The organism is Streptomyces sennicomposti (assembly GCF_019890635.1).
In the GTDB taxonomy this organism is placed as follows: Bacteria; Actinomycetota; Actinomycetes; order Streptomycetales; family Streptomycetaceae; genus Streptomyces; species Streptomyces sennicomposti.
Genome location: NZ_JAIOAB010000004.1, coordinates 126,474 through 141,506 on the forward strand (window position 1 = coordinate 126,474; position 15,033 = coordinate 141,506).

At 73.9% G+C, this 15,033-nt stretch carries 18 protein-coding genes and 1 riboswitch; of the genes, 8 read left to right on the plus strand and 10 right to left on the minus strand.

Annotated features, from left to right (window positions below; genetic code table 11):
• Positions 1-106: 106 nt before the first annotated feature.
• From K7787_RS03835 to K7787_RS03860, 6 genes are all read right to left on the minus strand, one after another.
• Complete coding sequence (locus K7787_RS03835) at positions 107-781, minus strand: urease accessory protein UreF (protein WP_223000491.1); 675 nt, start codon at positions 779-781, stop codon at positions 107-109.
• 11 nt (positions 782-792) lie between these two features.
• Positions 793-2,514, minus strand: coding sequence for an urease subunit alpha (locus tag K7787_RS03840; protein WP_164390137.1), 1,722 nt, complete (start codon positions 2,512-2,514; stop codon positions 793-795).
• Positions 2,507-2,818, minus strand: coding sequence for an urease subunit beta (locus K7787_RS03845; protein WP_223000492.1), 312 nt, complete (start codon positions 2,816-2,818; stop codon positions 2,507-2,509). Before K7787_RS03845 ends, K7787_RS03840 begins: the two co-directional genes overlap by 8 nt.
• A gap of 12 nt (positions 2,819-2,830) precedes the next feature.
• The gene (locus tag K7787_RS03850; RefSeq protein ID WP_009187411.1) at positions 2,831-3,133 is read right to left on the minus strand and encodes an urease subunit gamma; all 303 of its coding nucleotides are present in this window, start codon (positions 3,131-3,133) and stop codon (positions 2,831-2,833) included.
• Between the two features lie 319 nt (positions 3,134-3,452).
• On the minus strand, positions 3,453-3,719 hold the full coding sequence (locus K7787_RS03855; RefSeq protein ID WP_223000493.1) for a type II toxin-antitoxin system Phd/YefM family antitoxin: 267 nt from the start codon (positions 3,717-3,719) through the stop codon (positions 3,453-3,455).
• A gap of 65 nt (positions 3,720-3,784) precedes the next feature.
• Positions 3,785-4,144, minus strand: a complete 360-nt coding sequence (locus tag K7787_RS03860) for an ANTAR domain-containing protein (RefSeq protein ID WP_223000494.1) — start codon at positions 4,142-4,144, stop codon at positions 3,785-3,787.
• Positions 4,145-4,467: 323 nt separating this feature from the next.
• Here K7787_RS03860 and K7787_RS03865 point away from each other — a divergent pair, with 323 nt between their 5' ends.
• Both K7787_RS03865 and K7787_RS03870 read left to right on the plus strand, forming a co-directional pair.
• Positions 4,468-4,824: a hypothetical protein gene (locus K7787_RS03865; RefSeq protein WP_223000495.1), complete on the plus strand. Its 357-nt coding sequence runs from the start codon at positions 4,468-4,470 to the stop codon at positions 4,822-4,824.
• 459 nt (positions 4,825-5,283) lie between these two features.
• Positions 5,284-5,419: riboswitch (cyclic di-AMP (ydaO/yuaA leader) on the plus strand.
• Positions 5,420-5,422: 3 nt separating this feature from the next.
• A complete protein-coding gene (locus K7787_RS03870) occupies positions 5,423-5,896 on the plus strand; it encodes a C40 family peptidase (RefSeq protein ID WP_009187415.1) in 474 nt (157 codons plus the stop codon).
• Positions 5,897-6,790: 894 nt separating this feature from the next.
• On the opposite strand, the gene K7787_RS03875 is transcribed toward K7787_RS03870, so the two are convergent.
• Positions 6,791-7,237 carry an ATP-binding protein gene (locus tag K7787_RS03875; RefSeq protein ID WP_223000496.1) on the minus strand — a complete coding sequence of 149 codons (447 nt, stop codon included), beginning with the start codon at positions 7,235-7,237 and terminating at the stop codon, positions 6,791-6,793.
• Positions 7,238-7,515: 278 nt separating this feature from the next.
• On the opposite strand from K7787_RS03875, the gene K7787_RS03880 reads away from it, so the two are divergent.
• Positions 7,516-8,376: a helix-turn-helix domain-containing protein gene (locus K7787_RS03880; protein WP_164387527.1), complete on the plus strand. Its 861-nt coding sequence runs from the start codon at positions 7,516-7,518 to the stop codon at positions 8,374-8,376.
• Positions 8,377-8,403: 27 nt separating this feature from the next.
• Positions 8,404-8,634: a DUF397 domain-containing protein gene (locus K7787_RS03885; protein ID WP_009187418.1), complete on the plus strand. Its 231-nt coding sequence runs from the start codon at positions 8,404-8,406 to the stop codon at positions 8,632-8,634.
• A 43-nt stretch (positions 8,635-8,677) separates the two neighbouring features.
• Here K7787_RS03885 and K7787_RS03890 read toward each other — a convergent pair whose 3' ends face one another.
• A complete protein-coding gene (locus tag K7787_RS03890) occupies positions 8,678-9,805 on the minus strand; it encodes an 8-amino-7-oxononanoate synthase (RefSeq protein ID WP_223000497.1) in 1,128 nt (375 codons plus the stop codon).
• A gap of 148 nt (positions 9,806-9,953) precedes the next feature.
• On the opposite strand from K7787_RS03890, the gene bioB reads away from it, so the two are divergent.
• The 4 genes from bioB (at position 9,954) to K7787_RS03910 (ending at position 14,029) form a co-directional block, all read left to right on the plus strand.
• On the plus strand, positions 9,954-11,210 hold the full coding sequence (gene bioB, locus K7787_RS03895; protein ID WP_223000498.1) for a biotin synthase BioB: 1,257 nt from the start codon (positions 9,954-9,956) through the stop codon (positions 11,208-11,210).
• Positions 11,203-12,501, plus strand: coding sequence for an adenosylmethionine--8-amino-7-oxononanoate transaminase (locus K7787_RS03900; RefSeq protein WP_223000499.1), 1,299 nt, complete (start codon positions 11,203-11,205; stop codon positions 12,499-12,501). Before bioB ends, K7787_RS03900 begins: the two co-directional genes overlap by 8 nt.
• A gap of 1 nt (position 12,502) precedes the next feature.
• Positions 12,503-13,231: a dethiobiotin synthase gene (bioD, locus tag K7787_RS03905; RefSeq protein WP_043260549.1), complete on the plus strand. Its 729-nt coding sequence runs from the start codon at positions 12,503-12,505 to the stop codon at positions 13,229-13,231.
• Positions 13,232-13,318: 87 nt separating this feature from the next.
• Positions 13,319-14,029 (plus strand): class I SAM-dependent methyltransferase, encoded by a 711-nt coding sequence (locus tag K7787_RS03910; RefSeq protein WP_223000500.1) that lies wholly within the window; start codon positions 13,319-13,321, stop codon positions 14,027-14,029.
• A gap of 310 nt (positions 14,030-14,339) precedes the next feature.
• Here K7787_RS03910 and K7787_RS03915 read toward each other — a convergent pair whose 3' ends face one another.
• Both K7787_RS03915 and K7787_RS03920 read right to left on the minus strand, forming a co-directional pair.
• Positions 14,340-14,714 (minus strand): hypothetical protein, encoded by a 375-nt coding sequence (locus tag K7787_RS03915; RefSeq protein WP_009187425.1) that lies wholly within the window; start codon positions 14,712-14,714, stop codon positions 14,340-14,342.
• 4 nt (positions 14,715-14,718) lie between these two features.
• On the minus strand, positions 14,719-14,970 hold the full coding sequence (locus K7787_RS03920) for a hypothetical protein (RefSeq protein ID WP_009187426.1): 252 nt from the start codon (positions 14,968-14,970) through the stop codon (positions 14,719-14,721).
• Positions 14,971-15,033 lie beyond the last annotated feature (63 nt).

Genomic DNA, 15,033 nt, shown 5'->3' on the forward strand with positions numbered 1-15,033 from the left:
AGGACGAAGCGGTGGGGCGTGGGCCCCTGGGGCGATGAGGGGACGGACAGCGGGACAGCGGGGCGTGAGTGAGCCCTTGGAGACAGGGCGGGACGGTGCGCGCGGTCTAGGACGCGAACAGCCGTACCGGCCAGGCGGCATGCGCCTCCGCTGCGATCTCCAGCAGCGGCGCGGAGCACGCGGGCAGCGCGTCCACGCCCTCGGCGGCGACCCGCCGGGCCGCCGCGACCGCCCGCTCGACGACCTGGTCCAGCTCGGGTGCCAGCCGGGCCAGTACGGCCGTCGCGTCGAACGGGTCCAGGCTGAGCAGGCGTACGGTCGCCGTGGCCGGTCCGCTCACGCTCTCGTACGCCGCGCAGTACGCCGCCTCCTCGGGCCCGAGTCCGGCGGCCCGCGCCGTGAGCCCGAGCACCACCGGCTGGTGGGCGCCCTTGGGGAACTCCCGTGCCAGTGCGTCGAGTTCGGGCGCGGGCCAGGTCGCCCGGGCGGCCCGCATCAGCTGCCGCCCGAGCTTGCGGGCGGCCAGCCGCAGTGCGGGCGACGGGGTCCGCGCGTCGGCCGCCGCGTCCAGTTCCACCGGGTCGCGGCCGAGGGCTGCGGCGCCGGCGAGGGCGGCCGCGACCAGCCCCGCCGTGTGCAACCGCCCCCGGCAGAAGTCCGCGAGGTCCGCCACGCCGGTGATCCGCCCGGCCCGGACCGCCGCCTCGGCCCCGCCGGAGTGCGCGTGCCCGCCGGCGGGGAAGCGGCCGTCGGCCAGGACGAGAAGTGCTGCCCTTGACATCGGCGCCGCCCTCAGAAGAGGAAGTAACGCTGGGCCATGGGCAGTTCGGCGGCCGGCACGGACTCGATCAGCTCGCCGTCGACGCGCACGGCGAAGCTGTCGGGATCGATGGCGACATCGGGCCGCGCGTCGTTCTCGCGCATGTCCGCCTTGGTCACCGCGCGCGTCGAGGCGATGGCGACGAAGCGCTTGCCGAGGCCCAGCCGGTCCGGCAGCCCGTCCTCGATGGCCAGCGGGGCCACGAAGTTGACCGAGTTGGCCGCGGGCGCCCGGCCGACCGCCCCGTACATCGGACGCGGCAGGACAGGCTGCGGGGTCGGGATGGAGGCGTTGGCGTCGCCCATCTGCGCGTACGCGATCTGGCCGCCCTTGATGACGAGGAGCGGCTTGACCCCGAAGAACGCGGGCTCCCACAGCACCAGGTCGGCGAGCTTGCCGGTCCGCACGGAGCCGATCTCGCGGTCCAGGCCCTGCGCGACGGCCGGGTTGATCGTGTACTTGGCGACATAGCGCCGTACCCGGTGGTTGTCGGCGCGCCCGTCGCCCGGCAGCGCGCCGCGCCGCCGCTTCATGACGTGCGCGGTCTGCCAGGTCCGCAGGATCACCTCGCCGACCCGGCCCATGGCCTGGGAGTCGGAGGAGATGATCGAGATCGCGCCCAGGTCGTGCAGCACGTCCTCGGCGCCGATGGTGGAGGGCCGGATCCGCGACTCGGCGAACGCCAGGTCCTCGGGCACCGCCGGGTTGAGGTGGTGGCACACCATCAGCATGTCGAGGTGTTCCTCGGCGGTGTTGACGGTGAAGGGCCGGGTCGGGTTGGTGGAGCTCGGCAGCACGTTGGGCTCGGAGACCACGGTCATGATGTCCGGGGCGTGCCCGCCGCCCGCGCCCTCGGTGTGGTAGCTGTGGATGCCGCGGCCGGCGATCGCGGCCAGCGTGTCGCCCACGAACCCGGCCTCGTTGAGGGTGTCGGTGTGGATGGCGACCTGGACGCCGGTCCGGTCGGCGACGGTGAGCGAGGCGTCGATGGCCGCGGGCGTGCAGCCCCAGTCCTCGTGCAGCTTCAGGCCCAGGGCGCCGCCGCGGATCTGGGACAGCATCGCCTCGTGCGAGACGGTGTTGCCCTTGCCGAGCAGACCGATGTTGAGCGGGTACGCCTCCAGCGCCTCCAGGGTCCGGGCCAGGTGCCAGGGGCCGGGGGTGACGGTGGTCGCCTTGGAGCCCTCGGCCGGTCCGGTGCCGCCGCCCACGAGGGTGGTGATGCCGGAGGCGAGCGCCTCGTCGGCGATCTGGGGGCAGATGAAGTGGACGTGGGCGTCGATGGCGCCGGCGGTGAGGATGCGGCCGTTGCCCGCGATGATCTCGGTCTCCGGGCCGAGGATCAGGTCCGGGTGGACGCCGTCCATGGTGTCGGGGTTGCCCGCCTTGCCGATGCCGGTGATCCGGCCGTCGCGGATGCCGACGTCGGCCTTGACGATCCCCCAGTGGTCGATGACCACCACGCCGGTGATCACGGTGTCGGGGGCGCCCTCCGCGCGGGTGACGCGCGACTGGCCCATGGACTCGCGGACGACCTTGCCGCCGCCGAAGACGGCCTCATCGCCGGCGAGCCCGGGGCCGCCGCTGCGGTCCTCCTCGATCTCGATAATCAGGTCGGTGTCGGCGAGCCGGATGCGGTCGCCGGTGGTGGGGCCGAACAGGTCGGCGTAGGCGGGGCGCGAGATCTCAGGCATCGAGGGCGCCTCCGGTCTCGCCGCGCAGTCCGGGCACGATACGGGCGCCGGCGATCGGCACGAGGGCGACCTCGACGGGGATGCCGGGCTCGAAGCGCACGGCGGTCCCGGCGGCGATGTCCAGCCGCTTGCCGCGCGCGGCGGCGCGGTCGAACTCCAGGCCGGGGTTGGCCTCGGCGAAGTGGTAGTGCGAGCCGACCTGGACGGGGCGGTCGGCGGCGTTGAGCACGGTCAGCCAGGTGACCTCGCGGCCCTCGTTGCAGACGATCGGGCCGTCGGCGAACAGGATCTCTCCGGGAATCACTGCCCTCTCCCCTCAGACGATCGGCTCGTGGACGGTGACGAGCTTGGTGCCGTCCGGGAAGGTGGCCTCCACCTGGACGTCGTGGATCAGCTCGGGGATGCCCTCCATGACGTCGTCCCTGGTCAGCACCTTGCGTCCGGAGGCCATCAGCTCGGCGACGGTACGGCCGTCGCGGGCGCCCTCGAGGATGTGCGACGTGATGAGGGCGATCGCCTCGGGGTGGTTCAGCTTCAGTCCACGGGCCCTGCGCCGCTCGGCCACGTCGGCCGCCACATGGATGAGCAGTCTCTCTTGTTCGTGCGGGGTCAGTTGCATGGGCCCACCTCACAGTCCTCGCTCCGGACCGTGCGGGGTCCGGTTGCCGCAGCCACCGCGACGGGACAGGTCTAACACAGGGACGGATCGCCCGATCTTCGACAATCCGGACGGAAAAACCGCAGGTGGCGTGGATCGGCAGGCTAGTTCGTCGGAGTTTCAACGACGTTAACCAGACCTTGGACGTTCCATGACCGGGAGCTGGGACGCGGCATACCGACGGCCCGCGCTGCTCCGTCCGTGGCACCGCCGCCGGGCGAGGCGCACGGGGAGCACGGCACCACGGCGCGCACCCTCCCCCCGGACGGAGCCACCGGCTCTACGGAGCCCGCTGTTCCGCCGCGAGGCCGAGGCTCCCCGGCTCGGCGTGCGCCGACGGCACGTCCCCGGCGCCGGAGACCGCTTCGAGCGTCTGCCCGGCGGGCTCCCGGCACCCCTCCAGACGGCGCAGATCGGCCGCGGAGACCAGGGCGACCAGCGGCTTGCCGTGCCGGGTCACCACGACGCGCTCACCGGCGTAGACCACCCGGTTGATCAGGTCGGCGAGTTCGGCCCGGGCGCGCGTCACCGGAATCTCGTAGGCCATGTCCCCACTTTACGGACCGGACACTGCACGGACACGTCAACTCCACCGGCGCGGCCGTACGGCGCTCAGGACCGCGCGCGACCCGTGGAGCAGTGTGCCGAGCAGCGGTCGAGCGCCCGCCTCAGCTCCTCCAGCTCGGTGTCGGACAGGGCGCCGCCCTGCGCGAACTTCAGGACGTGCTCGGCGACCGTGCGCACCTTCGTGTTGGTGTGCTGAGAGACCTCGCGCAGGACCCGCCAGGCGTCGTCGGGCGGGATCCGGCCGAAGGCCACCACGGCGCCGATGGCCTGGTCGATGACGGCGTGCGAGGTCAGGGCACGCTGCAACTGGTCGATCTCCTCATGCAGCCGTTCGTGTTCCAGCACCAGATCGGTGGTGGACAGCAGCTGGAGGGGGTGCCGCCTGGACATCGCGAAGAACACCATTGCAGATCCCCTGGGTCGTCGAGCGGCCGGAGTTCCACCTCCAGCTTGCTCCAGGAGAGCGACGCGCACGACCGGAAGCCGACCGGCGCAAGGGTGCCGCCGGGTTGTGTACGTCCTGTACGTTCTCGACACGCGCGCCCCCGCGCGGGGGCGCGCGAGGACCGAGGACCGTCGCACGGAGGGCTGCGCCATGGACCGACCGTCCGCCCGCCGGATCACTCCGGAGGCCGCGGAGCGCGTGAGCGGGACCGTTCGGACGCCCGCGCCCCGGACGCCCGCGCCCAGGACGCCCGCCGCGGGCGTGGACGCGGGGTGAGCCGCCGATGCCGCCGCTCGACCCTCCCGATCCGCCCGGACCGCCCGGACCGCCCGCCGGGCCGCCCTCGGAACCGCCGTTGCCGGCGCTGACCCGCGCCGAGTCGGAGCTGATCGACCGTTACCTCGCCGCGGTGGATCTGCTGGGCCGGATCAATCCGGGGCGCCACGAGGACACCTACAGCGGCCTGAGGGCCGCTCAGGCGCTCGTCCGCGCGGCGGCCGAACTGCGGGACGCGCTCGCGCTGATGCACCGGCGGGGCGAGACCGAACTGCACACCGCCACCCTGGCGCGGGCGCTGCGCGCGCTCGACGGCGAGCGGCGGGCGGCCCGCGTCACCCTGCCTCCCGCGGAGGCGAGTTGACGTGTCGACAGCCGTGCCCCCGTCGTGCCCGCGGACGCGCCCCGGACGCTCCCCCGGTGCGCTCGCACCGCCGACGGAGCCGACACTCGCGGGCGGGCGCCGAAACGGACCAAATGACGTACCGCCTTTCGGCGTAGATACACACCCTTTTTCGGCGTCTCCGCGGTTGCGCAACGCGCTTGCACGGATGGCGGAATGAGCTGTTCCGCCGCTGGTCCGGGCCTCGTCGCGGGAGGACACAGTCGTTCGAGCGCGCGAGTGTCCACCCGAACGGGTGAGTGGTGAGTAACAACACAAATCCTCGGTTCCGTTGGGATTTTCGGACATCCGTAGGTGAAGATCCCTGTCTGACGACAAGCCCCCGCCACAGCGGCGGGGCGGTCCGGGCGGACGCCGAGTCCTGCCGCCGCACGGACGACCGGTCGACGGGAGTGGATCGGCAGGAGTGGAGGACCCAAGCACGACGGGTCGCCGGAACGGTCACGCCATGGCCGGGCCGAGCAGCCCTTGGGGTGAAGCCGCAGCGATGCGGCCGGGCAACTTCGCCAGCCCGAATCCGACAGGTCATCCTTCACAGGCGGCTGACGAAGGGTTGCGCATGACTGCGCTCAATCGTGTCCCGTCGTTCATGGCCCGGGCCGGCACGGCCTCGGCCCTGACCATCGCCGCCGTCGGCGGTTCGATCGTGGTGCCCGGCGCCGCCTCCGACGCCTCGGCCGCGACTCTCGCGACGAAGGCGCTCCAGATCGCCGCGTCCAAGAAGGGCTCGCCCTACCAGTGGGGCGCCACGGGCCCGCGGCGGTTCGACTGCTCCGGACTCACGCTGTACTCGTTCAAGCGGGCCGGCAAGAAGCTGCCCCGCACGGCCGAGCAGCAGTACAACAGGACCCGCCACATCTCGGCGGGCAGCCGCCGCGCCGGCGACCTGGTGTTCTTCCACTCGGGCTCGTACGTCTACCACGTCGGCATCTACGCCGGCGCGGGCAAGATCTGGCACGCGCCGAAGACCGGGGACGTGGTGCGGCTGCAGAAGATCTGGACGAAGAGCGTGTGGTACGGGCGGGTCAGCTGACCCGCCCGAGGGCGGCGACGGCCCCGGTGACCGCCCGTCACCACCCTCGGGATGGCCCGCCGCCGCGCCCTCGCACTCTGCCGCTCCGGGCCGGTCCGGCCGCCGGTGCGGCGCGCCGACCGGCGCGTCGGCCGCAGGCTCGCGTCCGACGCGGTCCACCGGCCGACGCGGCCGAGGACCGTGGGCGGGGACGGCCGCGGACCGCCCACCGGCCGGGACACGGCCCGCCCGGGCCCGTCCCGGCGGCCGGGACGGCCCGCACCCGAGCAGGGGTCCGCTCCGGCCGTACGCCGACCGGCGTCGCGGCCACGAGGCTCCGGCCGGGATGGTCACGAACCGGGATTGGTCACGGGCCGGGATGGTCACGAACCGTCAGCGGCCACGCCCGCCCACCGCCCACCGTCTGCCGTCTGCCGTCTGCCGTCTGCCGTCTGCCGTCTGCCGTCTGCCGACCGTCGCGGACCGTCCGGCCACTCGTGCTGCCACGGCCGCCGACCGTCCCGCCAGGGTGACCGGAGCCGACCCGGCGTCCCGGTCACCGGCCCCGGCCCCAGGCCGACGCGGTCGCGGACTGCCCTGCCGCCACGGCCCCTGCGGCACCCGGGCCGCCACTCGGGCCGCAAGGGTCCCCGGTCGGCTCCCCGGCCGCCGCCGCCCTCCACATCTGCCCCAGCCCCCGCCGTACTTCGCCCGCGGAGCGCCCCAAGCGCCCGCCCTCCGTGGGTCCGCGCCCCCGAAACGCGCGCCTCCCAAAACGCGCGCCCCTGAAACGCGCCTCCGACGCGCCCCCGAGGGCCGAGCACCGGCCCCGAAGCGTCCGCCTCCGCAGGAAGCCCAGGACGCCCCCGCCCCGCCCCGGCAGGCCCCGCCCGGGCGCGCGCCCGCCGGCGCGGCTCAGCTAGCCGTCGCCGGGCGGTGGTCCCGTGGGGTCCACGGGAGTTCGATGCAGACCGTCTTGCCGCCCTCGCGGGTGGCTCTCACGCTCAGTCTGCCGCCGCACTCCGCGGCGAGCCACCGGATGATCACCATGCCCCGGCCGTTGTCCTGCTGGACGGCGGCCGGCAGCCGCTTGGGGAACCGGGGGTGGCTGTCGGTCACCCCGATGCGCAGCAGCTCGTCCCGCTCCAGGGCGAGGTCGACCGTGAAGGTGGGCGACTGCCCGAGGGTGTGCTGGACGGCGTTGGTGGCGAGTTCCGAGACGATGAGCCGCACGGTGTCGGCGGTCTCCGTCTGCGCCGGCAGACCCCACTCCGACAGGGTGTCCACCGCGTAGGAGCGGGCGGCGGAGACCGAGGCGGGCTCGCTCGGCAGAGTGACGGATGCTTCCAGAAGGTCTGCCATGGCGATGTCGTCCCTTTCCCACGGGGCCGTGGTCCGACACGGAGCGGATGGTTCGAGTACGGTCCCGGACTGGTGCTTCGCCGTCAGACTGCCATCACCGCGCGGGTCCTGGTGGCGATCCACCGAGATATGCATATATCTGTCGCTCGAAGCGGTGAACTCTGCGACGGCCGACCGTATGCGGCAGGGCTCGCTTCGCACCCGCGGGAGCCGGTCCCGCCCGGCGCGGCGCGGGCCGTCGCGGTCCGTCGCGGGGAGCCGGAGGGGAAGGAGAGCCCATGCAGCACGGTCCCGTGGTGCGCCGCCGCAAACTGGGCGCCGAACTGCGCGCACTGCGCACCGGCGCGGGTCTCACCAGCGGGCAGGCGGCCCGGCTGGTGGGCTGGCACCAGTCGAAGGTGAGCCGGATCGAGACCGGCACCAGCGGTGCGAAGCCGGCCGACGTGCGGCTGCTGCTGGACGCCTACGACGTCCACGACGCGCAGCTGCGCCGCCTGCTGCTGGCCCTGGCCGGCTCCGAGGACGGCGACGGCCGGCACCGCTGGTGGCACGCCTACCGCGGGGTCCTGCCGCCGACCTACCGGGACTTCATCAGCCTGGAGTCGCAGGCGACCGCGATGCGCACCCTGGAGACCACGGTCGTGCCGGGACTGCTGCAGACGCCCGAGTACGCCCGTGCGGTGACCCGGGCCGCCGTGGACGGGCTCGACGAGGAGCGGCTGGACGCGCTGGTCGAGGTCCGCCTCGCCCGCCAGCACGTCCTGCGGGCCGATCCGCCGCTGGAGCTGAACGCGGTGCTCGACGAGGCCGTACTGCATCGTGAGGTGGGCGGCCCTGAGGTCATGGCGCGCCAGCTGGAGCGGCTGGAGGAGGCGGCGCGGCTCCCGCAGGTGCGGTTGCAGGTACTGCCGTTCTCCGCCGGGGCGCACATCGGCGTCACCGGCCCTTTCGTCATCTTCTCCTTTTCTCACACTACTGATCTGGATGTGGTCGTTCTCGACCACTTGACGAGTAGCCACCATCTCGATCGGAAAGAAGACCTAGAGGCCTACACCGAGGCCTTCGACGCTCTTCGGTTCCACGCTCTGTCGGCCGAGGACTCGTCGGACTTCATCGCCGGGATGCGCCAGACCATGTGACGGCGCGCGACCGAACAAGGAGGCATCATGTCCGCTCCGCCGCGGCACGTACCTTCCAGCGCCGATCTCCACGGTGTGCGGTGGCTGCGCAGCAGCTACAGCACGGGAGCGAACAACTGTGTGGAGACCGCCCGACCGGCCTCGGGGCCGGGCGCCGGACTGCTCGCCGTGCGCGACTCCAAGGCCCCCGCCGGGCCCGCGCTGCTCTTCTCCCCGGGCAGCTGGGCGGACTTCACGGCCGCGGCGCACCGGTTCTGACGGCTATTCCGCCGAAGGCGACGCACGGCCGTGTCACGCCGACTCATGGTCGCGTTTCGCCGATCACCCGCACAGCGCGTTCGATCTGCGCCCCGGAGAGGTCCGCACGGGCGGTCAGTCTGAGCCGTGAGATGCCGTCGGGCACGGACGGCGGGCGGAAGCAGCCCACCGCCAGGCCCGCCGCACGGCAGTCGGCCGCCCATCGCACGGCCGCCTCCGGGGACGGCGCGCGCACCGAGACCACCGCGGCGTCCGGGCGTACCGCCTCCAGACCCGCGGTGGTCAGGCGCGCGTGCAGGTCGGCCGCCACCGCGCGGGCCCGTTCCGCGCGTTCCGGCTCGTGGCGCAGCAGCCGCAGCGCGGCCAGGGCCGCGCCCGCCGCCGCGGGGGCGAGCCCGGTGTCGAAGATGAACGTCCGGGCCGCGTTGACCAGGTGTTCGATCACCCGGGCGGGTCCGAGGACGGCTCCGCCCTGGCTGCCGAGGGACTTGGACAAGGTGGCCGTCACGACCACGTCGTCCGCGCCGGCGAGTCCCGCCGCGTGGGCCGCGCCGCGGCCGCCCGTGCCGAGGACGCCCAGGCCGTGCGCGTCGTCGACCACCACTCCCGCGCCCCGCTCCCGGCAGACCTCCGCGAACCGCGCCAGCGGGGCCGCGTCGCCGTCAACCGAGAAGACCGTGTCGGAGACCAGGACCGCCGCTCCCTCGTGGGTGCCGAGCGCCTTGCGCACGGCCTCGGGGTCCGCGTGCGCGACGACCTGGGTGGTGGCGCGCGCCAGCCGGCAGCCGTCGATGAGGGAGGCGTGGTTGCCCGCGTCGGAGACGATCAGCGAGCCGTGCGGGGCGAGCGCGGTGACGGCGGCGAGGTTGGCGGCGTAGCCGGAGGAGAACACGAGCGCCGCCTCGAAGCCGCAGAACTCCGCGAGTTCGCGCTCCAGTTCGGTGTGCAGTTCGGTGGTGCCGGTGACCAGGCGGGAGCCGGTGGCGCCGCCGCCCCAGGTGCGCGCCGCGCGTGCCGCGCCCTCGGTCACCTCGGGGTGCCGGGCCAGGCCGAGGTAGTCGTTGCTGGCGAGGTCCAGCAGGGGCGAGTCGGCGGGGCGGGGGCGCAGGGTCCGTACCAGCCCGGCGCGGCGGCGTGCGTCCGCCTGCTCGTCGATCCAGCCGAACGCCATGGTTCCTCCGGGGGCTTTTGTAGGCAGTGGACAGACCCTAGCGGCACGACCCGCTGCCCATGGTGTGGCGATACCCACACGTCGATCCGTCTCTGTTGTGCAAACTCTCCTTGGCCGCGGGCCGTCCGGTAGGCCAGGATCGGCTTTCATGGACCTGCTGAACACGCTGGTGGACAAGGGGCTTCGGCGCGAACTGCCGACCCGCGAGGAAGCTCTGGCCGTGCTGGCCACCTCCGACGACGACCTGCTCGATGTGGTGGCGGCGGCCGGCAAGGTGCGCCGCCACTGGTTCGGGCGGCGGGTGAAACTCAACTATCTCGTCAACCTCAAGTCCGGCCTGTGCCCCGAGGACTGCTCCTACTGCTCCCAGCGGCTCGGCTCGAAGGCGGACATCCTCAAGTACACGTGGCTCAAGCCCGACCAGGCCTCCGAGGCCGCGGCGGCGGGGCTGGCCGGCGGCGCCAAGCGCGTCTGCCTGGTGGCCAGCGGGCGCGGTCCGACGGACCGGGACGTGGACCGGGTCTCGGAGACCATCAGGACCATCAAGGAGCAGAACGAGGGCGTCGAGGTGTGCGCCTGTCTCGGGCTGCTCTCCGACGGCCAGGCGGAGCGGCTGCGCGCGGCCGGCGCCGACGCGTACAACCACAACCTGAACACCTCCGAGTCGACGTACGGCGACATCACCACCACCCACACGTACGCCGATCGGGTGGACACGGTGCACAAGGCGCACGCGGCCGGGCTGTCGGCCTGCTCGGGTCTCATCGCCGGCATGGGCGAGAGCGACGAGGACCTGGTGGACGTGGTCTACTCGCTGCGCGAGCTGGACCCGGACTCCGTTCCGGTGAACTTCCTGATCCCGTTCGAGGGGACCCCGCTCGCCAAGGAGTGGAACCTGACCCCGCAGCGCTGCCTGCGGATCCTCGCGATGGTCCGGTTCGTCTGCCCGGACGTGGAGGTCCGGATCGCGGGCGGCCGCGAGGTGCATCTGCGCTCGATGCAGCCGCTCGCGCTGCACCTGGCCAACTCCATCTTCCTGGGCGACTACCTGACCAGCGAGGGCCAGGCCGGCAAGGCGGACCTGGAGATGATCGCGGACGCCGGGTTCGAGGTGGAGGGCGCCGACCAGGTGACCCTGCCTCAGCACCGGGCGGCGGGCGGCGGTTGCGGCTCGCACGCGGTGGCGGCCGACAGCGGGGCGCCGGAAGGCGCCGCCGGGTGCGGCTCGCACGAGGGCGCGGGCTGCGGCTCGCACGAGGGCGCCGGGTGCGGGTCGCACGGGGGCGGCGGGGTGTGCGGTTCGGTCCCCGCCACGGCCGCCGAGCCGAAGGCCAACGAGCCCCGCACGGACCTGGTGGCGGTCCGCCGCCGGGGCGCCGGAACGGACCTCGCGCCCAATGCCTGAGGGGTCCGATCCGTACGGTCCGGGCGTGGCCGGGCTGCTCGACCTGGACCGGCGGCACGTGTGGCATCCGTACGGTCCGATGCCCGGCCGGCAGGAACCGCTCGTCGTGGAGTCGGCGAGCGGGGTGCGGCTCAGGCTCGCGGACGGTTCGGGCGAGCTGGTCGACGGCATGTCCTCCTGGTGGGCCGCGATCCACGGCTACAACCACCCGGTGCTCAACGAGGCGGTCCGCGAGCAGTTGGAGCGGATGAGTCATGTGATGTTCGGCGGGCTCACCCACGAGCCCGCCGTCCGCCTGGCGAAGCTCCTTGTCGACATGTCGCCCGATGGTCTCGAGCACGTGTTCCTCGCCGACTCCGGCTCGGTGTCGGTCGAGGTCGCCGTCAAGATGTGCCTGCAGTACTGGCGTTCGCTCGGCCGCCCGGCCAAGCGGCGGCTGCTGACCTGGCGGGGCGGCTACCACGGGGACACCTGGCAGCCGATGTCCGTGTGCGACCCCGAGGGCGGGATGCACGAGCTGTGGGCCGGGGTGCTGCCGCGCCAGATCTTCGCGGACGCCCCGCCGGCCGGGTACGAGGAGGCGTACGCCGCCCACCTGCGCGAGCTGGTCGAACGGCACGCGGACGAACTGGCCGCCGTGATCGTCGAACCGGTGGTGCAGGGCGCGGGCGGCATGCGGTTCCACTCCCCCGCGTATCTGCGCGTGCTGCGCGAGGTGTGCGACGCGCACGACGTGCTGCTGGTGTTCGACGAGATCGCGACCGGGTTCGGCCGCACCGGCGCGCTGTTCGCGGCGGAGCACGCGGCGGTGACTCCGGACGTGATGTGCGTGGGCAAGGCGCTGACCGGCGGTTATCTGACGATGGCGGCGACGCTGTGCACCGCGCGGGTGGCCGAGGGGATCTCGCGCGGCGAGGTGCCGGTGCTGGCGCACGGCCCGACGTTCATGGGCAACCCGCTGGCGGCGGCCGTGGCCTGCGCCTCGATCGAACTGCTGCTCGGCCAGGACTGGCGTACGGAGGTCAAGCGGATCGAGGCGGGTCTGCGCGAGGGCCTGGCGCTGGCGGCGGAGCTGCCTGGGGTCCGGGACGTACGGGTCCTCGGCGCGATCGGCGTGGTCCAGCTCGACCACCCGGTGGACATGGCGGCGGCGACCCGGGCCGCCGTGCGCGAGGGCGTATGGCTGCGGCCGTTCCGGGACCTGGTGTACACGATGCCGCCGTACGTCACGGGCGACGTGGACGTGGCACGGATCGCGCGCGCGGTGTGCGCGGCGGCGCGGGAGGGATGAGATGCCGGTACTGGTGATCACGGGCACGGGCACGGAGGTCGGCAAGACCGTCACCACGGCCGCCGTCGCGGCGGCGGCCGTGGCGGCCGGCCGGTCGGTGGCCGTGCTGAAGGCCGCGCAGACGGGCGTGGGCCCGCACGAGCGCGGGGACGGCGCGGAGGTGGAGCGGCTGGCCGGCGCCGTGACCTGGGCCGAAGTCGCCCGCTACCCGGAGCCGCTGGCGCCCGGCACGGCCGCGCTGCGGGCCGGACGCCCTCCGGTGCGCCCGCAGGAGGTGGCCGAGGCCGCGGCCAAGCTGGCCACCGGGCACGATCTGGTGCTGGTGGAGGGCGCGGGCGGGCTGCTCGTGCGGTTCGACGACGCGGGCGGGACCCTCGCGGACGCGGCGCAGTTGCTGCGGGCGCCGGTGCTGGTGGTCGCCTCCGCCGGTCTGGGCACCCTGAACGTCACCGAGCTGACCGCCCGTGAGCTGCGCTCGCGCGAGCTGGACCTGCTCGGTGTGGTGATCGGCAGCTGGCCCGCCGAGCCCGGTCTCGCCGACCGCTGCAACGTCGCCGACCTGCCGCAGGTGGCCGGCGCGCCGCTCCTGGGCGCGCTGCCCGAGGGAGCCGGGGGCCTGGCGCCCGACGCCTTCCGGGCGGCCGCCCCCGGCTGGCTGGCGCCGCGGCTGAACGGCCGGTGGGACGCGGCGGCGTTCACCGTGCGGGAGGCTCCGCCGCCGTTCGCGTGACCGGACGTCTCCCGGGGGCTTCCGCGTGTGGCCGGGCCGTGCGCGGGGAGACTTCCCCGTAGGCCCGTCCTGTCTCGGGAGGCAGCCATGCCGCTACGGTCCACCGGCTTCGGCGAGGTGACGCGGGACCCCGTCCGCCATCCGCTGTTCGCGCGCTGCTACGACCGGTTCAGCGTGGCGGCGGAGACCCGGGTGGGCATGGCGGGCATACGGGAGCGGCTGCTGGCCGGACTGTCCGGGCGGGTGATCGAGATCGGCGCCGGGAACGGGCTGAACTTCGCGCACTACCCGGGCGCGGTCTCGGAGGTCGTCGCGGTCGAGCCCGAGCGGCTGCTGCGCCACAAGGCGGTGGCGGCGGCGCTGCGCGCCGAGGTGCCGGTCGATGTGGTGCCGGGCTGCGCGGAGGCGCTGCCGGTCAAGAGCGAGGCCTTCGACGGGGTGGTGCTGTCGCTGGTGCTGTGCAGCGTGCGCGATCTGCCGCGGGCCCTCGCCGAGGTGCGGCGGGTACTGCGGCCGGGCGGCGAGGTGCGGTTCTTCGAGCACGGCAGGGGCGGCGGCCCGGCGATGGCCCTCACCCAGCGGGCCCTGGACCGCACGGTGTGGCCGCTGCTGACCGGCGGCTGCCATCTGTCCCGGGACCCGGTCGCCGCCCTGCGCGACGCCGGGTTCACGCTCGGGCCCTACCGGCGGGTGCTGATGCCGGAGACGGGACCGGTCCTGCCGGCCTCCTACTGCTCGCTCGGCACGGCCTGGCGGCCGCCGGCGGAGGACGAGCCGGCCGCGGCCACCGGCCGCTGATCAGGCAGTCGGCCGCCCGACCGGACCATCCACTGCCGCGCCGAAGCCCGCACCGCCCGGCTCCCAGCCGCTGATCACGCAGTCGGCCGCCCGGCCGGACCGCCCACCGCCGTGCCGAAGCGCCGAACCGCCCGGCTCCCGGCCGGTTCGCGCAACACCTCGGGCTTCCGGACGGTTCGCGGAACCGCCCGGCGCTCGGCCGGGCCACGCGGTCTTCGGTCGGCTCGCCGAGCGTCTCGGGCCTCCGGCCGACCCGCTGAACACCCCGGCGTCGGGTCGGCTCGCCGAACACCTCGGCCCTCCGGCCCGGTCACAGGCTCCACTGGCGCAGTGCGCGGGCGATGTCGTCCACCGACGCCTCGCCGCTCTTGACCAGACGGGCCAGATCGCGCACCTGTTCGGGCGAGGTGACGACCTTCAGTCCGCTGGCGACCAGATAGGCGTAGGCGACCGCGGAGGCGAACAGGGCGTTGGACCGCTCCAGCGCCGGGACGTGCACGAGGAGCTGGAGCAGCGCGGCGGCCCGGGCGTGCGGGGTGTCGTAGACGGGGACGTCGAAGATCTCGGCCCGGTGCCGCGCCACCGCGGCGACGAGGGCGCCCCAGTCGGTGACCTGCGGGTCTCCGGGCGTCATCCGCTCCGCGAGCATGAGCAGCCATGCGAGGTCGATGCTGAGATCGCTCAAGGGATCAGTGACGGCCTTCGCTCCGGCGGACGCGGTGGCCCTCGCGGTCCGCCCCGAACTCCTCCGCGAAGACGCTCTCGTAACTCTTCATGAAGTCGGCCGCGGCCTCCACGAAGGTGTGGCCGACCTCGCCCGTGTCCTGGCGGACCAGCTCCTCGATGTAGCGGTTGACGCTCATGCCGCGGGCGAGCGCGCGTTCCCGGGCGGCGCGGGCGGTGCCCTCGTCCACCCTCACGTTCAACTGGGTCTTGGCCATACCTCGACGCTAGCGCCGGACCGCTAGCACCGGCAAGGGCGCACGGTGCGCGCACCGGGAGCA